We start from the raw sequence: 18,054 nt of genomic DNA on the forward strand, positions 1-18,054 counted from the left end.
GCGCTCAACGTCATGGCGGGCGCGGGCGCGGTGCGTCCCGGGGTGGGCGTTCAGATCGTGGTCACACGCCGCCTTCGATGAGGGTCCAGCCCGAGGAGGCGTGGGGGAGCGCGCCGACGTTGGTGTAGTTGCGCGCTGGAGTTCCCCGCGCCGCAGCCGTTCACGATCTGAAGGAGGACGCCCGTACGCACGCTCGGACAGTCGGCCCTGCCCGGCCCGGCGCTCTGTCGGGCTGCCCTGCCGCGCTCGTTCCACGCTCGTGGTCAGACGTCCTCTTCATCGTGCGCCGCCTACGGCCGCCCGCATGCCGGGACCGATCCCGAGCTGGTCCACGTGCCGGGGACGTCACCCGGGTCGAACAGCTCGGCGAGGGCGCCGAAGCGGGCGCCCGCCTCCGACTGCTGGTTGTCCAGCAGGTAGCCGCGGTCCGTGTCGTACTCAGCCATCCGACGGTTGCGGCAGACGGGCGCAGGGCGATCACCAGCCGCGTCGGCTGGCCCTGGAGGCCGTGGCCGCAGGTGCCGCTCGGCCGACGGTGGCGCTTGGACATGTCGTATGGGCCCGCCAGTGGGAGCGGGGCCGACGAGGTCCGTGGCGCGCTCCCGGTGCCGGGTCAAGAGGCTGCGGCCCCGACCTCCCGCGCAGCGGCCAGATAGGCGAGAACCAGGGGCCGTCTGTCGTCCTGGCGGGCGGCCACCGCCAGTTGGGACGGGGAGATGCCCCGGACCGGCACGGCGATCACCTCGTCCCGGGCGACCAGCGGGGCGTTGCCCGCGGCCAGCAGTGCCACCCCCTGGCCGCTTGCGACCGCCTCGTGGGTCTCCTCGGCGCTGGCCACCACCGCGCCGATGAGGGGCTGGCGACCGCCGCGCGCATCGAGGGCGAGCCAGTAGTCCCGCAGCGGGCCGGCCTGCGGCGGCAGAGCGAGGAAGGGCTCGTCCAGCAGGTCGGTGAAGTCCACTCTCCCCTCGGGGTCGGCCGCGGCGCGTGCCGCCAGCGGGTGCCCGTGCGGCAGTGCGACCAGCCGGGGCTCGCGGGCCACCACCGCGTGCTGGTAGCGGTCCCCGTCCGGCAGCGGCAGCCAGACGAAGGCCACATCACTGGATCCATCCGCCAATCCGGCGCTGGGGTCGGCCCAGTTGACCTGACGCAGGACGGGCCGTGCGTCCGGGTGCCGGGAGACGAGGCGGGTCCGCAGGGCGGGGAGGAGTCCACGGCCCGGGCTGGTGGACATGCCGATCAGCAGGGCACACCGCTCGGCGGTCTTCGCCTCCTCCACCGCTTCCTCCGCGCTCTGCCAGAGGGCCAGTACCTGACGGGCGTGCGGCAGCAGGGCCTGCCCCACCGCGGTCAACCGCACGGTGCGCCGGTCCCGTTGGAACAGTTCCGCGCCGAGCTGCTTCTCCAGCATCCGTATCTGTTTGCTCAGCGCGGGCTGGGAGACGAACAGTTTCTCGGCGGCCCGGGTGAAGCTCAGTTCCTCGGCGACGGCGGTGAAGTAGCGAAGGTCGCGCCCATGCACATCCATGACTCATGGCTATCACAACAGGTCTTGGACGCGTCCCCGGTTCCGGGCGAAGGATGGAGCCTGTCGACGGGGGAGCCCCGAACGGCAGTTGACGAGGGAGCGGAAGATGAGCAGGAACGCCAAAGTCTGGCTGGTCACCGGCGCGAGCAGCGGTTTCGGGCGGGCCATCACCGAGGCCGCGGTCACCGCCGGCGACACGGTGATCGGCACGGCCCGGCGGACGGAGGCGCTGGACGACCTGGTCGCCGCGTACCCCGACCGCGTGGAAGCGATCAGCCTGGACGTCACCGGCGGCGAGCGGATCGACGCCGTGGCCGCCGACATCCTGGCCCGCTACGGCAGGGTGGACGTGCTGGTGAACAACGCCGGCCGCACCCAGGTCGGGGCGTTCGAGGAGACCACCGACCGGGAGCTGCGCGACCTGTTTGAGCTGCACGTGTTCGGCCCGGCCCGGCTGACCCGGGCGCTGCTGCCGCAGATGAGGGAGCGGGGCAGTGGATCGATCGTGAACATCAGCAGCTTCGGCGGGCAGCTGTCCTTCGCCGGGTTCTCCGCCTACAGCGCGACCAAAGCGGCGCTGGAGCAGTTGTCGGAGGCCTTGGCCGACGAGATGACGCCGTTCGGCATCAAGGTGCTGATCGTGGAGCCCGGAGCGTTCCGCACCAACCTGTTCGGCAAGGGTGCGGCGTACTTCTCCGAGGAGAACCCGGCGTACGCGGAGAAGGTCGGCGTGACCCGGCAGATGGTGCGGGGCAGCGGCGGCGACCAGCCCGGCGACCCGGCGAAGGCCGCGGCGGCCATCCGGCTGGCCCTGGACGCGGAGAAGACCCCGCTCCGCCTCGCCCTCGGCGGCGACGCGGTCGACTTCCTGACGGCACACCTGGACTCCGTGCGGGCCGAACTCACCGAGTGGGAGAAGGTTTCCAGGGGGACGGACTTCGACACGGAGTGACGGTCGGGGGGACCCCTCCGGGGTGCTTCGGCGTGCTGTACGGGAACCGCCACCGGCCCGGCACCGTCTCATCGCCGCTATCCCAACAGGCCGACGGCACATGGGGAGTTGAGGGCGTCATGAGAAGGAACATCGTCGTTCGGCTCGTTGTGCGCGTCAGCGGTGTGGCTGCCTTTCTCGGTGCGCCCGGCTGCGGCAAGGCCGATACGGGGGGGGGCGCCGCTCCTCCCGTATCGGCCTCCGTGCCCAGCACCCCCTCCCATCGGGAGGCCCGGCCGTGTCCGACGGAGGCGGATGAGGCGAGGCAGCCGTCGGGGCCGCCGACGGCCATCGATGGTGTAGGGGAGAACACTCCTGCGGCGACCCGTATCTCCCAGGCGGTGGGGGATCAGGGGTACGGGGCGTATGCGGATGTGTACGGGACGCAGACCAATGATTTCCCGGTGGGCCGGGTCGCTCTTTGTGTCACCGATCTCGGACGTGGGCGTGACCTGGAGAAGGCGGCGGCGAAAGCCGATCGGGGGCATCCCGGTGGTGCTCGAACAGGGCGAGCCCGCCACCGACATGACCGGCTGAAGCCCTCCCCCCGGGTACACCTCGTCGGATCAGAGCGGTGTCAGGACCATCATGACTTCGTCGCGGTCGTCCCCGGGTGCGAGGCGAAGGGCGCCCGGCCAACGGCCGATCTCCTTCCAGCCGAGGCGGCCGTAGAAGTCCTCCAGGCCGGCACCGCCGCGCGCGGCCAAGTGGAGTTGCTCCAGGCCCATCTCCTCGCGGGCGATCTCACGCACGTGATTCATGAGAGCAACCCCGATGCCACGGCCCCGCAGGCCCGTCCGTGTCTGGACGTGGTGGAGCGTCCCCCAGTGGGCGACGAGCTCAAAGGGATCACGGCGTATGTTCAGCCACCCGGCGAGGTTGCCGTCGACGGATGCGACCACGAGGCGGCTCGCCTCCGGGGCGAGTCCCGCGACGAGGGCGTCCACCGCGGGGGCGGCCTGGGGCGCGTCGATGGGCGGGAAGGGGAATCCCGCTGCCCCGCCCGCGTTGGTCACCTCGATCCAGCAGTCGATGAGTGCCCGCCTCAGCTCCGGAGTGACGGCACCGGGGGCTGTGATCTGCCGTAGGTCGAGGGGTCCGCTGTTCATACGGGGATTCTGGCACCCGGCACTGACAGCAGCGGTCAGCGCCGGGTCCGCGCGGACAGGGGGCGGTCAGCGGCAGAGGGCCGCGTCCACGACACCCTCCACGTGCTTCATGGGCGTCTTGTCGTCCTGCTGGACGGTCACCGCGACGTTGACGGCGCGGCCTTTCTCGTTGACTCCGCCCCGGGTCTCGTATCCGGGGAAGCTACCGCCGTGACCCCAGTAGACACCGCCGCACGACAGGGGGGTGCTCACGAGCCCCAGTCCGTAGCGGGCGCCCGAGGCGAAGGGGGCTCCGGCGCGGACGGTGGTGCGCATCTGGGCCAGCTGGGCCTCCGGGAGGAGACCGCCGTCGAGGAGCGCGGTGAAGAACCGGTTCAGGTCGGAGTTGGTGGAGATGATCTGGCCTGCCGCCCAGGCCCAGGAGGGGTCCATCTCCGTGACGTCCTGCAGAGGCTGGTCTGCTGAACCCCGGTAGTAGCCATGGGGATGGGGTTCCCGGATGGTCGCGTCACGGGGGGCGGGGAAGTAGGTGTGGCGCAGCCCGAGGTGCTTGATGACGCGCCGGTCCACCTCTTCGGCGAGGGGGTGCTTGGTGACCTTCTCGACGAGCAGGCCCGCCAGCACATAGTTCGTGTTGCTGTACTTCCATCCCTCCCCGGGGCCGAAGTCCGCCTTGTGCTGGAGGGCGAGGTCGAGGAGCTCGCGGGGTTCGTAGTACCGGACGTCTTCGTCGAGGTATGGGAGGTATTCGGGAAGCCCGCTGGTCTGTTGCAGGATCTGGCGGACCTTTATGCGGCGTCCGTCGATGCCGTCCCCGCGTACGAGGCCCGGCAGATAGGTGTCGACAGGGGCGTCGAGGTGGATCTTCCCCTCAGCGACCAGTTGCAGCACGACCACCGCGGTGAACGTCTTGGTGTTGCTGCCGATCCGCACCTGACCGTCCTTGGGCACCTTCGCCCCGGTGGCCACGTCGCCGACCCCCGCGGTGTACGTACGGTTGTGGCCGTCGCGGTCCTTGAAGCCGGCCAGAGCGGCGGGCAGGCCATCGGAGCGCACCAGTGCGTCGAGGCCCTGCTGGACGGTGTCCGGCCTGGCGGCAGCGGACGCCGGGGGCGGCGTCAGGGCACCCATCGCCATGACACCCACGGCCATCGCGATCGCGGTCGGCACGGCCATGGGCCGGCCGCCTTGCTGCCGCCCGGAAGAACGGAACCTCTGCCATGCTTGCTCGCGCACGAGTCGACTCCTGGAGAATCGTTGGGATGCGGCGGTATGTGCCGGCCCCAGCTTCTCCGGATGCGACCGCCCCGGGCGATCCTGCTACCCGCCCGGCTCCAGGTAGGGCTAACCCCCGGTGGCTCGGACATCGAGCCCACCGGGGGTCTGTCCACTAGGCGGGATGCCCGGCGGTGATGTCGAGTGTCTGGTGCAGGGACAGCGGCCTGCCGTCTTTCGCCTTGACGACGGTCAGGGGCTCCAGGAGGAACCCCACGTGGTCGCCTCCGTCGAACCGCTCAAGGATCCGCCCGGTGAACCGGGCCACGGCATCGGTCAACAGGGGGGTTCCATGCGGGCCTTCGGTCCAGTGCAGGCCGTCGAACTTGTCCACTTCGGCCCCGCACAGGGCGCCGAACCGCGCGGCCAGGCCGTGGTCCTGCGGCAGCAGATGCACCGCCAGGACCGTTGCCCGCTCGGCCACCAGATAGGTGTGGTTGGCCTTGGAGAGCCACACGATGAACCGCTCGGGCTCCAAGGAGCACTGCCCGGCGAAACCGACCAGGCACCCGGCCCGCTGCCCGCCTGCCGACGCGGTCACCACGTACACGGGAGAGTCCAGCAGCGCGGTGAAGTCGTCGAAACCCACCTCAAGCCTCCTCGAATCCGGCGGTCGTACGAGGATACGGGCGCGGGGCCGTCCCCCGGCGATGACAGGACCGGGGCGCTGGTCGGACAGTTCGGGAACGCCGACATCTCGTCAATCCGACAAGCAGAGCGGCGCGCCCTGCCCCGCACCGCTCGCCCGGGCAAGCAGAATGGCCACACACCAAACGCGGAGGTTGTCATGCCGGGATTCCTCGACCGGGCCAAGGAACAGGCCCAGTCCGCCCTCAACCAGGGGAAGCAGAAGGTGGACGAGGTCCAACAGCAACGAGCCGGAAACGACCTGCTGAAGCAGCTCGGGGCGGCCTACTACGCGGAGCGGCGCGGTTCAGGCACCCCCGAAGCGACGCAGCAGGCACTGAGCGCCCTGGAAGCCCACGTCGCCGCGCATGGAGACGGCTTCCTGCGTGGATAGCGGAGCGGGCAGCGGTAGGGGTACCGGTACCCCTACCGCCGCCGAGACGGGCCCGCCTCAATCGGCCCGCACCGCACCTGAAGTGCGCTGCCCCGGTGCGGCCTTGATGTGCAGGTGCCCGTCGAGCGGGTAGGTGGGCGGCCATGACGGCAGAATGCGGTCGAACGCGTACCCGCACTTCTCCGCGACGCGGCACGATGCCGCGTTGTCCACCTGATGAAGGAGTTCGAGGCGCTCCAGACCATCGGCTCCGAAGGTGTCGAACGCCCAGGAGGTGAGGACCTCCAGGGCGCGGGGCGCCACACCGCGCCCACGCGCCGCCGCTGCCGTCCAGTATCCGACCTCGGCAGCGGGCTGGCCGGCGGCGACGCCCTTGAGCACCACATTGCCCACCAACCGCGACGGCGCCTCGCCCTGGCCCCCTTCGAGGACGGCGAAGCCGAGCCGGTCGCCTGCTTCCCACCCCTGCTCCTGCATCCGCATCCAGCGCAGCACATCGTCCTCGCTCTCCAGCGGGCCGCTTGCCCCACGGCGCAGAGCGGGATCCTTGTACGCCTCGATCAGCTCGGGAATGTCGTCCGGGCACCAGGGGCGAAGGACGAGGGCGGGAGCGGTCGGCGTCGCGGCGGCCGTGAGTATGACGGAGACGTTCACCGGCCGATCATAGGGCGGGAGCGAGCGCCTGGAGACGTCCTTACGGGTGGGACCGAGTTCTGAGGCGATGCCTGGGTGCCTGAAGGCCGGCGGCGGTCTGGCAGTAGGTGACGGCGTTGACCATCATGGGATGAACCGCACCTCTGGGAAGGCCGCGCCCGGGCCGTCGAGCAGGTGCCCCCGGTGCCGTAGGTGCAGGTCGAAGAAGGCGAGCGGGTATGCCTGCTGGATCCGTGTCGCCCGGGCCGGAGCGAGGGTGCCGATCCAGTCCCGAAGCTCCTCGTCGCTCATTGCGACGGCTTTCGCCAGCTGCGGCATCAGTATCTGGTAGTCACCGTACGAGCGGTGGACCGCGCCGTCGGCCTGGACGTTGAGCCGCCATCCCCGAAGGTGCGACCAGAACTCGGCGACGCTCCGCTCCTGGGCCCGGGTGAACTCGGCGGTCATCAGCATGAACGGCCGGTCGAGATCGGAGGCAACCGTCGGTTGCATCGGGCCGTCGAGGCTCAGCCCGGCCCGGACGCGCTGATCGTCTTCCATGACGAGGGCGGTGGCGGTCCCGCCTTTCGATGCGCCGAACATGCCTATGCGATGCGGGTCCGGGGCGCCGCGCAGACCGGCCGGCAGTGCTCGGTGTTCTGTATCGGGGTTGCGCCCGGCGGCGAGATCCTCGATGCAGTCGAGGACGAAACGGATGTCCGCGGCGAAGTCCCGTGCTTCCAGACCCGGGGTGGTGAGCGGGACGGTGAGCCGGCCGTCGGGGAACTCGCTGAACGCGTCGTACGTGTGGTCCACCGTGACCACCACGTACCCGTGGCTTGCGAGTTCCTGAACGACGATGGTGCTGTCCGCCCGGTGATCGTGCGCGCCGTGTGAGAACACGACGACGGGTAATCCTTCGCGCGTCCGCCCGACGGGGGCGCCCTCGTGGCCGGCCGTGAGCGGCGCCACCGCGGTGTCGGCCGGGAACCCCGAGGACGTCAGGAGCGCCCGCACGACAGCGGGGGGCGTCCAGGGCGCCAGCGGGTACCGCCCGACGTGCCGGGCGGGGTACCAGACGCCAACCATCAATTCGCGGTGATGCCCGGGGCCGGCCACGGGATCCGTGCGTGAACCGTCGACGAGGTGCAACGGAACCGTCCCCACCGGATACGGCCCGGTGGGCGCGGGCAGGGTGAGGCGCACCGGCCCCGGGGTGGCCGCCGCAGCCCACGCGTCGCGTGCGACGCCGATCGGCACGGCGGCGCCAACTACCAGGGCTGCTCCGAGCAGGTGACGGCGCGTCACTGTCTTGCGGCTTGTGCTTGGGAACGGTGTGGCTGTCACGAACCCTCCTGGGGTTTCCTTGGACAGGATCGGGCTGTGCCCTGGGGTGGCCCCGCCCCCGCAACGGCGGCGCGGGGGCCCAAGAGGCCCACGGCCGCGCCTCGTTCCCTGGTCTCAGGGCTGGGACTCCGGAACCCAGCTGCCGTGTTCCATCTCGTGGATGAGGCGTTTGAGGTGGGTGATTTCGTCCCGGAGGGCTTGCTCGCCGACGGGGGTGAGGGTGATCCAGGTGCGGGGGCGTCGGCCTTCGTAGCCCTTCTCGATCTGGATCAGCCCGTTCTTCTCCAGGACGGTGAGGTGCTGGCCGAGGTTTCCGGCGGTGAGGTCGAGGGTGGTGCGCAGGAAGCCGAACTCGACTCGGCGGGCCTGGTGGGTGACGGTGAGGATGCCGAGGCGGACGCGCTGGTGGACGACGTCGTCGAGGCCGTTGACGGGGTGCTGGTCGGTCCGGTCGGTCATGACGTGGGGCGCCGACGGGGCAGTTGGGTCAGGGCGAAGCCGAGTGCGCCGAGCAGGAGGAACACTCCGGGGACGGCCAGGCGGGGCAGGGCCGACCAGGGTGAGGTGGCGTCGATCCCCGCCCAGCCGGGGGCGATCGGCGCCAGCTCAAGGACCAGGTAGGCCAGGGTGAAGAGCAGCAGGGCGCGGCTGCGTTCCACCCAGGACAGCACCAGCAGTGGCAGCCCGACGGACGCGGCGTCCCCGGTGAACCGTTCGATGAACCTCGCCGGACCCGAGGCGGGGTCGAGGCGCAGGCCCCAGAAGTCGAGCGGGGAGTCGGGCTGTGGCATATGGCGGGTGCCCCAGAACTCGGTGGCGGCCACCAGGGCGACGAGGGCGATCCCGGCGAGGACGTACGGCCGGACCGGGGTGCCGACTCCGCGGCTGCGGGAGCGTTGGACGTAGAAGAACGCGGTCGCGGCGTACGCGAGGACGAGCCCGAGCGTCCAGTAGAGCGGCGACCCTTGCCTGGCGATGACACAGTCCGTACCTGTGCCTGCCGAGGGGTCGGCCACCGGGCAGGTGACGGTCTGGATCCTGAAGGTCAGGCGTCCGACGAGGATCCCGCCCAGCGTGAGCAGGCCCAGCACCAGGAGGGGGAACCAGGTGCCGCGCTGGGCGGCGCGGACCCTGCGGGTCAACTCGCCGAGGTCGGCGAGGACTTGGTGGGGAGTGCCGGGTAACGGCACCGATGACTCTGTCATGCATCCAGGTTTCCATTACAGACCAGTCTTGGCAAGAGACTGGTCTGAAGACTGCCGTGGATGCCAAGGCCGCCCCGGTGTCGGGCCGAGGGGAGACTTCGGTCATTCGTATGGACATATCCGGCCGTTCCCCACCATGCGTCTGTCGCAGCCATCTCTCGGGGCACAGGCTTCAACTTCAGCCAGGGGCGGGCCCGCTGGACGGGCTCCCGCAGACACTTCACACGGGGGTACGGAGATGACGAACCGATGGCGTCGTACGGTGGGGCGGCTCGCGGTGGGCGGCGCACTCGTGGCAGCCGCCGTCATGACGGGGCAGTCCGCGCACGCCGCGGAGATGCCGGGCATGCTGGAACCCTCGGACATGCCGCCGGACCCGTTCTCGGAGTGGCAGTACGCGGGAAGCGGGATGAAAGACCTGTGGTACTGCCAACGGCCGGGCTCTCCCCTCCCCGAGGAGAACAGCTGGGGCAACGACTACTCCACGCCTGAGACCGCCGCCGGATACCAGCGGGTCTACGTCCTGCCGAGCGAGGCCGAGGCCGTGGCCCTCACCGGGCAGCTCGATGCCGCCTTCACCGGCTGCGAAGCGTACTTGGAAGAGCGGCGGCCCGACGTGGACGTGACCTACAACGACTACGGTCTGGTCGACGTCGAGGAGGGGGCGCACGTCTACGGCTTCGGCTGGGACGGCTCCTGGAGCCGGCAGAACTACCTCGCGTCCGTCGGACGCGACGGCAACACCGTCACGGTCGTCGGCTGGGAGAGCAACTGGGGCACCGCGCCCGTGGATGCCTTCAAGGAGACCACCCGCACCGCGGTCGCCAAGCTCTACTGACCACGCCCGCATTCCACCGACGGGCGCCCAAGGTTATTCACTGGGACCGGCGTATTTCCGTTGCGTAAGGTCCAGGGTATGAACAAGCCGGAGCGTGCCCTGGATGGCGCACCTTGCGCACCCGGTGCGAACCGGCTGTAGCGGTGCGGGACGATCCGCTCGGCGTGCTGGGCGTTGAGCCGGTGGATCAGGCCTGCCGCGCCGATGATCAGGAAGACCATGACGAGGATGGTCAGGGCCGTGGCCATGACGGTCACATCCCGACCAGGAGGCGGCTGGGCCGGGCCGGCACGCCGACGCGGAGCGACGGGGCGCCCCCCTCGTACTCCCATGCCTCTTCCGGCGCGTCGGCATCCCGCGACCGACCGGCGGCCGTGGTTCCGCGCAGGCCCTCCTCGGCCGCGATGAGCGCGCTCGCGGTGAGCGGCGGCCCGGTGCCGGCGGTCGCGGCGGCCATCAGCCGTGCGGCGGCGGCCGCATCGGTCCGCGGCGGGATCACCAGCAGATCCCAGCGGCCGACGCTGTAGGACAGCAGGAGCAGCTTGTGCGGATCCAGCTCGGGCGTGAACCAGCCGGCCTTCACCACGTGCCCGTGTACGGGGATCTTGCGCGGGATGGTGGGCCAGTACTGGGGATTGACGGCGATACGGGTGATCCGGGCCCACGCGGGGTCCAGCACGTCGATCAGAGCGGGAAGTTCGCTCAGCAGATCGCGGGAGCGGGGCCACCAGGCTCCGTCCAGAAGTCCACGGGCAGCGCCCGTGGCTTTCAGCGCGACGCGGGCGGTCGGTGCCGAGTCTGCGGGGCTCTCGCGCCGCGGCCCAGGAAGATCAATGGTCGCGGACATCACGCGAACCCGTCCCCAGGTCTCGCCGCCCGTGGACAGCGGCCTGGTGTCTTTGCTCGCCGAGAACGACGCCGACACGGGGCCGGCGTACGAAGTGCTCTCAGCACCTCCAAGGTACTCCTCGGTGAGGCCGAACCGGCGAGTGCAGGGGAGGGAGAATCGCTGTCGAACGCTGGCATCGAGGTCGGACGAAGGCCCGCGGCGGCACGCGGACCCCCCCCGGCGCGGTGGGCCGGGCGGATTCCGACTCCGGTCGGCGGTTCGACCGCCGCGCTGCGACCTGCGGCGGCGAGCGGCGCCGCAGTCATCGGGAGTACCGTGAAACAACGGCGTCATTTCGCCACTCAACACCCATAGCGAGGCCCGTACCGGCGCAGGGCGATGTATCGGCACACCTGCAGGCAGGCGAACCATCATGGCGGAATCCGACACCCCCACCCCGACGAGACTCCTTCCGGACGCCATTCACCACGCGGTGAAGCCCGGAACGGCGCTCCTCCGGCTGGAGACGACCCGGTCCCGTGCAGGGGTTCTCGACGGCGCGTGGTGGCCGCGGTCCCGTCACATCGCGGAAGAACTGCCCGCTCTGATCACCGCGCTCACCGGGCATCTCGGCCCCATCACGCGGGTCGGCCTCGACGCCACCGCCTGGCGGGGAATCCCGACACGCCTGGTGATCGACGACCGCGTGGTGCACCTCGACTCCTTCCCGGTCGGCGACGACACCATCCTCATCACCCGCGGCGACAACGACCATTTCTCGCTGCTCGTGGTCCCTCCGGACACGACCGCTGACGCCGCGCGCACCGCGATGGCCCGAGCCGTTGACGCCGGCAACAGCACTCAGGCCGCACAGATCCTCATAGCGACCGTCCCCGACTGAGGGCGTCCGCCGGTGCGGCCTGCGGAGCGGCAACCCGGCTCCGGTCCGGCGGCGCGGGAGCCGTGCCGATCCGCTCCGAGGAGGCCCAGGGTTGGGGAAGGCGGCGTAGAAACCGTCGCGCGCCGACCGGATACCCGCCGGCGCACTCCGAGCAGCCACCAAGGCGCCATCTCTGCGCACTTCATCGTGGAAGAGGGCCCGGCGGAAAGTATCCGCAACTCACCTGCGGGACTACGCTGTCGAGTGAGGCCCCAGTCCCCGGTTGCGATGACCCGATCCGCTCCCGGAGGCCCGCCATGATCGTGCTGCTCGTTCTTCTCATCCTGGTCCTCTTCGGGCTCGGCTTCCTGAACGGCATGTGGTGGGTGGTTGCGGCCGTAGTGGTGTTCGGTCTCTTCCGCCACGGTCGGGGCGGCTATGACGGCTGGGGCCGCGACGATTCAGGATTTCGGAACTACCGGGATTACCGGGACCGCGAGGACCGCTGGGACCGTCGCTACAGTCGTCTGCGCCGGGGCCGGTGGGACCGCCAGGACCGCCGGGACCGCGAGCGCCACCAGTGACCGCGCCAGGGGCGTACGTCATACGCAAGACGCCGACCATCGCTGACGAGCGCGGGTCCCTGGCCGAAGTGGCCACAGCGCGGGATGTGGCACGGGCGGCGCGGTGCCTCGAACTGCGTCTGGAGAAAGGCAGTTGCGCCGGGCACTGGACAGCCGCGCGGCATGGTGAGGGTCCTCGCGCCGTGCTTCCGCAGCCGAGGCCTGGGCCCTGCTGGTGGAGGTCTCACAGCACTGCAGTTCCAAGCTCCGCGAGGTGGCCTGCGCCCTGGTCGGCATCATGGATGGCAAACCGCTGCCGACTGCGATGCCACGCGCGCTGCGCCACGCGCTGCGCCGTCATCACGCGGCGAAGCGACGATGAGGGGCGTCGCCGGTGGCCCGGCGACGCCGGGGGCTGTCTCTCCAACCCGCCGGCGCCCTTCGCCCCGGCATGCCTGTCGGACACCGCGGCGGGTAGCCCGGTCCTCGCACCCCAAACCCTGGCTCGGCCGGTTGCCCCGGTGGCTCCGCCGTGACCGGGCCGGGGTTTTTGAGGAGCCGGCTCTCCAGTTATCTCACATACTGGCGCCTATATTTATTGATTTCCGGCCAGTGGCTGGTTCTCCGAATTTCATCCGGATGTTTGGTGAAGTGAGACGAGGGGACCCGGGCAACGAAAGTCGAGCAGATGGGAATCATCCCTTCCGCTCTCCTGGAAAATCAAATGAAGAGAGGCTTTATGAGTGACATGTGGGGCTATCCGAAGACCGCTGGATATCACGCAGGAAATGACCTGACCGGTTACAGGGTGGAGGCCACCGACGGCGTCATCGGCAAGGTCGACAAGCATTCCGACGAGGTCGGCTCCGCGTATCTCGTGGTCGACACCGGTGTATGGATCTTCGGCAAGCACGTGCTGCTGCCGGCCGGCACGGTCAAGAGCGTCGACGCGTCCGCGCGAAAGGTGTATGTGTCCCGGACGAAGGAAGAGATCAAGGACGCTCCGGAGTTCGACAAGGAGAAGCACCTCGGCGATGCGGACTACCATCAGAGCCTTGGCGCGTACTACCAGACCCCGCGCAACATGCCCCGATAATTCGGGGATTCCAAGGTGGCGGTCGGCCGGGATCACGGTCGGCCGCCATCTGTGCGATCAGGGGCTGTGCTGCTGAGGAGACGTCCCGGGCCACGTCTGGCGTCGGGGGATCTTCCTGAACACCGGCATCTGGAGTCTGGCGATCAAGGGGTCACGCGGTGCCGGACCGTGCTCGTCGGTGTGTGGCGGCCAGCGTGCCGAGCAGGGTGAGAGCGCCCGCGCTGGGGCTTCCCGGCGCCGCGTGATAGATCAGCAGTTGCTGGCCGGGCGCGCCGCGTACGTCGAAGCTCTGGTACGTCAGTGACAGCGCACCCACCTCGGGGTGGACGAGTTCCTTCGCGCTGTGCGTCTTGCCGTAGACGTTCTGGGCGCGCCACAGGGTGGTGAACTCCTCGCTGGCGGCGGTCATGGCGGTGACGACCGCGCGCAGGCGCGGATAGTGCGGGGTGAGGCCGGTGGCCTGGCGCAGGCCCGCGACGGTCGCCTCGGCCGCCCGGTGCCAGTGGACGTAGAACTGTCGTGCGGCCGGGTCGCAGAAGGTCATGCGGGCGAGGTTGTCGGCGCGTTGGAAGGGGGAGAACAGCGACTCGGCGAGGGAGTTGGCGGCCAGGAGGTCCATGGCCGGGTCGATCACGAACGCCGGCGTGTCGGGGAGGGAGTCAAGGAGCTGGCGTAGTACGGGACTTGCGCCCTCGCGTGGCTGAGGACCGCCACCGTGCGGCACGCTGCCCGCGAGCCGGTAGAGGTGATCGCGTGCGTCGTCGTCCAGGTGGAGCGCCCGGCAGAGCGAGTCGAGGATCTGCGGGGAGGGGCGGCGTTCGCGGCCCTGTTCCAGGCGGGCGTAGTAGTCGGCGTTCATGCCGGCGAGTACGGCCACCTCCTCCCGACGCAGCCCGGCCACCCGGCGCTGCCCGTACGAGACCAGGCTCACGTCGTCAGGGTGCAGCCCGGCTCGGTGGGCCCGTAGGAAACTTCCCAGTTCGCTGCTCGTCACCGCGCCAGCCTACGGCTGCCTCCGTCGGGGTGCCTGGGTGTGCCGTACCCAGGCAGAAGCCGTCCTGGCCGGGGTGTGCCGCGTCGCTGACAGTTTCTCTCAGCCACCCGTGCACCAAGCCGGGTTGACGGAGAAGGAGTGCAGGATGACGAGGATCGCCAAGGCAGTGCTGATCACCGGGGCCAGCAGCGGTATCGGTGAGGCGGCCGCGCGTCGGCTGGCGGCGGACGGCCACCGGGTCTATCTCGGGGCGCGCCGCACCGATCGCCTGGAGACACTGGCACGCGAGATCGCCGCGGCGGGTGGCAGTGCGGCGTTTCGCCGCCTGGACGTGACGGACGCGGCCGACGTACACGCCTTCGCCGAGGCCGCTCGGGCCGAACTCGGCCGCATCGACGTCCTGGTGAACAACGCGGGCGTGATGCCGCTGTCCCGCCTCGACGCCGCGCGGACCAACGAGTGGGACCGCATGATCGATGTGAACCTGCGCGGTGTGCTCCACGGCATCGCCGCGACCCTGCCCGTCATGCGGGCGCAGGGCGGCGGCCAGATCGTGAACATCGCCTCCGTCGGTGCGTACGAGGTGTCGCCGACCGCAGTCGTGTACTGCGCCACGAAGTACGCGGTGCGGGCGATCTCCGAGGGACTGCGGCAGGAGTCGGACGGCGCCATCCGCGTCACCGTCGTCTCCCCGGGCGTCACCGAATCCGAGCTGGTCGACCATCTCGCGGACGCCGAGGCACGCCGGATCATGAAGACGTATCGTGCCGTCGCCCTGCCCGCCGAGGCGATCGCCGACGCCATCGCGTACGCCGTCGCCCAGCCGCCGGAGGTCGATGTGAACGAGATCGTGGTACGCCCGGCCGCCAGTGCCCAGTGATGTGCTCTGCGGCGACTGACGACTGACTGACGTCGGGGACGGCCAGGGACACGCACATGTGAGCCAGCCGATATCTGTGCGATTGGTGGGCGGCCGAAAACCCGTGGACCGTGCGGGTGCTGACGCGGGACACTCGTGTGCTCACCCGCCGGTTCGAGAGCACAGGGTTGGGATGGGATCACCTGAATCGCATGAATCGAGCGAGGGCTTACCGAGCAGGGGCTCGGTGCTCCTCGCACTTCGTTACTACGGGCGCGAACTGGCCCGGCTGCGGCGGCTGACCGCGCCCGCGATGCTGCTGCCGGCACTCGGCAACATCGGTATCCAGTACATCGCGCCACTGATCGTCGCCAAGCTCGTCGCCCGGATCGCCGGGGACGGCGGAACCGTCGCCATCGGCCCGGCGCTGCCGTACGTGCTCGGCTTCGCCGGTGTCCTGCTGCTGGCGGAGGCGTTGTGGCGCATCGGGCTGCACTGTCTGAACCGCCTCGATGCCCGCGGTATCGAGCACTTGTATGTGATCGGTATGGACGAGTTGTTCGCCAAGGACGCCGCGTTCTTCCACGACAACTTCGCCGGGTCGCTGACCAAGCGGGTCCTGAGCTTCGCCACCCGTTTCGAGGACTGCGTCGACACGCTGACGTTCAACGTCATGGGCAGCTTCGTGCCGCTGGTGTTCGCGTCGGTGGTGCTGTGGCAGTACGACCCGCTGCTCGTGGTGGGGCTGCTGGTGCTGATCGTGCTCACGGCGCTGTGCGTCGCGCCCCTGATCCGGCGCCGTCAGGCGCTGGTCGCTAAGCGCGAGCAGGCGATCGCCCGGGTGTCGGGCCATGTCGCCGACAGCCTGATGAACATGGACACGGTCCGGTCGTTCGCCGCCGAGGAACGCGAGGCCGCCGAACACCGGTCCCGCGTCGCCGAGTCGCGGCGGCTCACGCTGAGTTCGTGGGACTACGGCAACCTGCGCATCGACACGCTGGTCGCACCCATGTCCGTACTGACCAATGTGCTGGGCCTGCTGCTGGCCATCGGGCTCGGCGGGGGAGAGCACGGCGTCGAAGCGGTCATCGTCGCCTTCACCTATTACGCCAACGCGACACGGATCATGTTCGAGTTCAACCAGATCTACCGCCGGCTGGAAAGCTCGATGACGGAGGCCTCGCAGTTCACCGAGCTGCTCCTGGAACCGCCGACCGTGCTCGACCCGGCGTCCCCGGAACCGCTGCCGGTCCGGGCGGGCGAGGTGCGCTTCGAAGGGGTGACCTTCGCCCACGCGGGCGCGGAGCCGCTCTTCGAGGGCCTCGACCTGGCGGTCCCCAACGGGACGAAGATCGGTCTCGTCGGCAGGTCGGGCGGAGGCAAGACCACGCTGACGCGACTCCTGCTGCGGATGACGGACATCGACGGCGGGCGGATCCTGATCGGGGGGCGGGACATCAGCAGGCTGCGGCAGGGCGAACTGCGCGGCCTGATCGCCTACGTGCCGCAGGACCCGGCGATGTTCCACCGGACGCTGCGGGAGAACATCGCGTTCGCCCGGCCGACCGCCACCGACCAGGAGATCCGTCGCGCGGCCGAGGCGGCGCACGTCACGGAGTTCGCCGATGCGCTTCCCGACGGCTTCGACACCATGGTGGGCGAGCGCGGGGTGAAGCTGTCCGGAGGCCAGCGCCAGCGGGTCGCCCTCGCCAGGGCGATCCTGCGCGACGCACCGATCCTGCTGCTCGACGAGGCGACCAGTGCGCTGGACTCCGAGAGCGAGATCCTCGTCCAGGACGCACTGTGGCGGCTGATGGACGGGCGGACGGCGCTCGTGGTGGCACACCGGCTGAGCACGGTCGCCACCATGGATCAGCTGGTCGTCCTCGACCGCGGACGGATCGTCGAACAGGGTACGCACCACAAGCTGCTCGCCACGGGCGGCGCCTACGCGAAGCTGTGGCAGCACCAGTCGGGCGGCTTCCTCGACGCCACCCCCGCGCGGGCGGACCGGCACTGAACCAGGATCCGGCGGGCGGCACCGCGTCGTCGGGGGAGGGGCTGCGTACCCGTGCTGCGTCTGATCATGACTGTGGCTGCTGCCCACGGCCGTGCACGCGGCGGCCGTGGGGAGCCGCCGGGCGTGGGCCCGTTCGAAGTGCTCCCACTGCTGCTCGTTCACGACGGCCTGGACCAGCGGGAGTACGGCGTCCTCCTCATGGCCGAGATGCCCGGCGAGGCCGGTGACCAGCGAGTTGACGAGCTCACTGAGGAGGGTCGACCCGGTGGCGGGGTCGGCCAGAGCCTCGTCGACGGCCCCGACGAGGCGGGCGATCACGGCGTGCCCGGCTTCGATCGCCTCCAGCCGGGTGAGATCGTACGGCCGGCCGGCAAGGGCCTGGCGCAGCGCGGGCCACAGGGCGTCGTCCTCGGCACCGTGGTGCGCGCGCAGGGCTCTCCTGAACATCTCCCAGCCGGCGGCGCCACGCAGGATGTGCCGGGTGTCGGGGTCGTACCGGGCGGTGATCCGGGCGATGTGCCGCAACTCCCGGCGCAGTGCGTTGTGCATCGCTTACATCACGGTCATGTCGAGTCCGTCGTTCACGTAACGACGCTCCACTCACGGAGTGGGCGCTCGTGTGGCCCACCGCGGGCGAGAGTGCCCGGCTACGGGCCTTCGTCCAGACAGCGCGGGACATCGGCACGTGTCACATCAGCGACGACGTGTCCTGAGCACCTTTTGGGAGTGTGCGGGGACGGGGGGGGGGCGGGGGGGGGGCCCCCCCCCCCCCCCCCCACCGGAGGGGGGCGCCCCAAAACACCAAGAAAACAACCCCCCCCCCGGGGTTGGGGGGGGATTTAAAAAAAAAACAACCCCCCCAAAAA

The 18,054-nt window shown here is 70.0% G+C and carries 20 protein-coding genes and 1 pseudogene; 8 read left to right on the forward strand and 13 right to left on the reverse strand.

Features of this window, described 5'->3' with window-relative positions; translation table 11 throughout:
* Positions 1-290 precede the first annotated feature (290 nt).
* Positions 291-446 (reverse strand): hypothetical protein, encoded by a 156-nt coding sequence (locus ACFWA7_RS29830; protein ID WP_385826169.1) that lies wholly within the window; start codon positions 444-446, stop codon positions 291-293.
* 167 nt (positions 447-613) lie between these two features.
* Positions 614-1,528: a LysR family transcriptional regulator gene (locus ACFWA7_RS29835; protein WP_385826171.1), complete on the reverse strand. Its 915-nt coding sequence runs from the start codon at positions 1,526-1,528 to the stop codon at positions 614-616.
* A 106-nt stretch (positions 1,529-1,634) separates the two neighbouring features.
* Between ACFWA7_RS29835 and ACFWA7_RS29840 the strand changes: the two genes are divergently transcribed.
* Positions 1,635-2,480: an oxidoreductase gene (locus ACFWA7_RS29840; RefSeq protein ID WP_385826173.1), complete on the forward strand. Its 846-nt coding sequence runs from the start codon at positions 1,635-1,637 to the stop codon at positions 2,478-2,480.
* A gap of 605 nt (positions 2,481-3,085) precedes the next feature.
* Here ACFWA7_RS29840 and ACFWA7_RS29845 read toward each other — a convergent pair.
* The 3 genes from ACFWA7_RS29845 to ACFWA7_RS29855 all read right to left on the reverse strand — a co-directional run bounded on the left by ACFWA7_RS29845 (position 3,086) and on the right by ACFWA7_RS29855 (position 5,492).
* Positions 3,086-3,628 (reverse strand): GNAT family N-acetyltransferase, encoded by a 543-nt coding sequence (locus tag ACFWA7_RS29845; RefSeq protein WP_385534726.1) that lies wholly within the window; start codon positions 3,626-3,628, stop codon positions 3,086-3,088.
* Between the two features lie 66 nt (positions 3,629-3,694).
* A complete protein-coding gene (locus ACFWA7_RS29850; protein WP_385826175.1) occupies positions 3,695-4,804 on the reverse strand; it encodes a serine hydrolase domain-containing protein in 1,110 nt (369 codons plus the stop codon).
* A gap of 214 nt (positions 4,805-5,018) precedes the next feature.
* Positions 5,019-5,492: a flavin reductase family protein gene (locus ACFWA7_RS29855; protein ID WP_385826177.1), complete on the reverse strand. Its 474-nt coding sequence runs from the start codon at positions 5,490-5,492 to the stop codon at positions 5,019-5,021.
* 198 nt (positions 5,493-5,690) lie between these two features.
* Between ACFWA7_RS29855 and ACFWA7_RS29860 the strand changes: the two genes are divergently transcribed.
* On the forward strand, positions 5,691-5,924 hold the full coding sequence (locus ACFWA7_RS29860; protein WP_385534720.1) for a hypothetical protein: 234 nt from the start codon (positions 5,691-5,693) through the stop codon (positions 5,922-5,924).
* A gap of 57 nt (positions 5,925-5,981) precedes the next feature.
* On the opposite strand, the gene ACFWA7_RS29865 is transcribed toward ACFWA7_RS29860, so the two are convergent.
* The 4 genes from ACFWA7_RS29865 to ACFWA7_RS29880 all read right to left on the reverse strand — a co-directional run bounded on the left by ACFWA7_RS29865 (position 5,982) and on the right by ACFWA7_RS29880 (position 9,109).
* The gene (locus ACFWA7_RS29865; protein WP_385534718.1) at positions 5,982-6,578 is read right to left on the reverse strand and encodes a GNAT family N-acetyltransferase; all 597 of its coding nucleotides are present in this window, start codon (positions 6,576-6,578) and stop codon (positions 5,982-5,984) included.
* A 123-nt stretch (positions 6,579-6,701) separates the two neighbouring features.
* Complete coding sequence (locus tag ACFWA7_RS29870; protein WP_385826179.1) at positions 6,702-7,904, reverse strand: alpha/beta hydrolase family protein; 1,203 nt, start codon at positions 7,902-7,904, stop codon at positions 6,702-6,704.
* A gap of 114 nt (positions 7,905-8,018) precedes the next feature.
* Complete coding sequence (locus tag ACFWA7_RS29875; RefSeq protein WP_385826181.1) at positions 8,019-8,363, reverse strand: transcriptional regulator; 345 nt, start codon at positions 8,361-8,363, stop codon at positions 8,019-8,021.
* Positions 8,360-9,109 (reverse strand): hypothetical protein, encoded by a 750-nt coding sequence (locus ACFWA7_RS29880; protein ID WP_385534712.1) that lies wholly within the window; start codon positions 9,107-9,109, stop codon positions 8,360-8,362. Before ACFWA7_RS29880 ends, ACFWA7_RS29875 begins: the two co-directional genes overlap by 4 nt.
* Before the next feature lie 238 nt (positions 9,110-9,347).
* Between ACFWA7_RS29880 and ACFWA7_RS29885 the strand changes: the two genes are divergently transcribed.
* Positions 9,348-9,947, forward strand: coding sequence for a hypothetical protein (locus ACFWA7_RS29885; protein ID WP_385826183.1), 600 nt, complete (start codon positions 9,348-9,350; stop codon positions 9,945-9,947).
* Here ACFWA7_RS29885 and ACFWA7_RS29890 read toward each other — a convergent pair.
* Together ACFWA7_RS29890 and ACFWA7_RS29895 are read right to left on the reverse strand one after the other, a co-directional pair.
* A complete protein-coding gene (locus ACFWA7_RS29890; protein WP_385826185.1) occupies positions 9,941-10,195 on the reverse strand; it encodes a hypothetical protein in 255 nt (84 codons plus the stop codon). The two genes, ACFWA7_RS29885 and ACFWA7_RS29890, sit on opposite strands and share 7 nt — an antisense overlap.
* 5 nt (positions 10,196-10,200) lie before the next feature.
* Entirely contained in the window at positions 10,201-10,794 is a 594-nt protein-coding gene (locus tag ACFWA7_RS29895) for a DUF5994 family protein (RefSeq protein ID WP_385826187.1), read from the reverse strand.
* 415 nt (positions 10,795-11,209) lie between these two features.
* Here ACFWA7_RS29895 and ACFWA7_RS29900 point away from each other — a divergent pair, with 415 nt between their 5' ends.
* The 3 genes from ACFWA7_RS29900 to ACFWA7_RS29910 all read left to right on the forward strand — a co-directional run bounded on the left by ACFWA7_RS29900 (position 11,210) and on the right by ACFWA7_RS29910 (position 13,315).
* On the forward strand, positions 11,210-11,677 hold the full coding sequence (locus ACFWA7_RS29900; protein WP_385534704.1) for a DUF5994 family protein: 468 nt from the start codon (positions 11,210-11,212) through the stop codon (positions 11,675-11,677).
* A gap of 296 nt (positions 11,678-11,973) precedes the next feature.
* The gene (locus ACFWA7_RS29905) at positions 11,974-12,240 is read left to right on the forward strand and encodes a hypothetical protein (protein WP_385826189.1); all 267 of its coding nucleotides are present in this window, start codon (positions 11,974-11,976) and stop codon (positions 12,238-12,240) included.
* Between the two features lie 718 nt (positions 12,241-12,958).
* Positions 12,959-13,315, forward strand: a complete 357-nt coding sequence (locus tag ACFWA7_RS29910) for a PRC-barrel domain-containing protein (RefSeq protein WP_385826191.1) — start codon at positions 12,959-12,961, stop codon at positions 13,313-13,315.
* Between the two features lie 151 nt (positions 13,316-13,466).
* Here ACFWA7_RS29910 and ACFWA7_RS29915 read toward each other — a convergent pair whose 3' ends face one another.
* Positions 13,467-14,309: a helix-turn-helix transcriptional regulator gene (locus tag ACFWA7_RS29915; protein ID WP_385826193.1), complete on the reverse strand. Its 843-nt coding sequence runs from the start codon at positions 14,307-14,309 to the stop codon at positions 13,467-13,469.
* Between the two features lie 145 nt (positions 14,310-14,454).
* Between ACFWA7_RS29915 and ACFWA7_RS29920 the strand changes: the two genes are divergently transcribed.
* Both ACFWA7_RS29920 and ACFWA7_RS29925 read left to right on the forward strand, forming a co-directional pair.
* Positions 14,455-15,189, forward strand: coding sequence for an SDR family oxidoreductase (locus tag ACFWA7_RS29920; RefSeq protein ID WP_385826195.1), 735 nt, complete (start codon positions 14,455-14,457; stop codon positions 15,187-15,189).
* Positions 15,190-15,361: 172 nt separating this feature from the next.
* On the forward strand, positions 15,362-17,188 hold the full coding sequence (locus tag ACFWA7_RS29925) for an ABC transporter ATP-binding protein (RefSeq protein WP_385826197.1): 1,827 nt from the start codon (positions 15,362-15,364) through the stop codon (positions 17,186-17,188).
* Between the two features lie 183 nt (positions 17,189-17,371).
* Here ACFWA7_RS29925 and ACFWA7_RS29930 read toward each other — a convergent pair.
* A pseudogene (locus tag ACFWA7_RS29930) lies at positions 17,372-17,737 on the reverse strand (hemerythrin domain-containing protein); the annotation flags it as partial.
* Positions 17,738-18,054: the final 317 nt, after the last annotated feature.

It is taken from the genome of Streptomyces sp. NPDC059994 (assembly GCF_042737755.1).
Classification (GTDB): Bacteria; Actinomycetota; Actinomycetes; order Streptomycetales; family Streptomycetaceae; genus Streptomyces.

Excerpts from the sequence above, each read along its gene's own strand:
- ACFWA7_RS29830 (WP_385826169.1), bottom strand. The coding sequence starts at position 446 with ATGGCTGAGTACGACACGGACCGCGGCTACCTGCTGGACAACCAGCAG.
- ACFWA7_RS29835 (WP_385826171.1), bottom strand. The coding sequence starts at position 1,528 with ATGGATGTGCATGGGCGCGACCTTCGCTACTTCACCGCCGTCGCCGAG.
- ACFWA7_RS29840 (WP_385826173.1), top strand. The coding sequence starts at position 1,635 with ATGAGCAGGAACGCCAAAGTCTGGCTGGTCACCGGCGCGAGCAGCGGT.
- ACFWA7_RS29845 (WP_385534726.1), bottom strand. The coding sequence starts at position 3,628 with ATGAACAGCGGACCCCTCGACCTACGGCAGATCACAGCCCCCGGTGCC.
- ACFWA7_RS29850 (WP_385826175.1), bottom strand. The coding sequence starts at position 4,804 with ATGGCCGTGCCGACCGCGATCGCGATGGCCGTGGGTGTCATGGCGATG.
- ACFWA7_RS29860 (WP_385534720.1), top strand. The coding sequence starts at position 5,691 with ATGCCGGGATTCCTCGACCGGGCCAAGGAACAGGCCCAGTCCGCCCTC.
- ACFWA7_RS29875 (WP_385826181.1), bottom strand. The coding sequence starts at position 8,363 with ATGACCGACCGGACCGACCAGCACCCCGTCAACGGCCTCGACGACGTC.
- ACFWA7_RS29880 (WP_385534712.1), bottom strand. The coding sequence starts at position 9,109 with ATGACAGAGTCATCGGTGCCGTTACCCGGCACTCCCCACCAAGTCCTC.
- ACFWA7_RS29885 (WP_385826183.1), top strand. The coding sequence starts at position 9,348 with ATGACGAACCGATGGCGTCGTACGGTGGGGCGGCTCGCGGTGGGCGGC.
- ACFWA7_RS29890 (WP_385826185.1), bottom strand. The coding sequence starts at position 10,195 with ATGGCCACGGCCCTGACCATCCTCGTCATGGTCTTCCTGATCATCGGC.
- ACFWA7_RS29895 (WP_385826187.1), bottom strand. The coding sequence starts at position 10,794 with ATGTCCGCGACCATTGATCTTCCTGGGCCGCGGCGCGAGAGCCCCGCA.
- ACFWA7_RS29900 (WP_385534704.1), top strand. The coding sequence starts at position 11,210 with ATGGCGGAATCCGACACCCCCACCCCGACGAGACTCCTTCCGGACGCC.
- ACFWA7_RS29905 (WP_385826189.1), top strand. The coding sequence starts at position 11,974 with ATGATCGTGCTGCTCGTTCTTCTCATCCTGGTCCTCTTCGGGCTCGGC.
- ACFWA7_RS29910 (WP_385826191.1), top strand. The coding sequence starts at position 12,959 with ATGAGTGACATGTGGGGCTATCCGAAGACCGCTGGATATCACGCAGGA.
- ACFWA7_RS29920 (WP_385826195.1), top strand. The coding sequence starts at position 14,455 with ATGACGAGGATCGCCAAGGCAGTGCTGATCACCGGGGCCAGCAGCGGT.
- ACFWA7_RS29925 (WP_385826197.1), top strand. The coding sequence starts at position 15,362 with ATGGGATCACCTGAATCGCATGAATCGAGCGAGGGCTTACCGAGCAGG.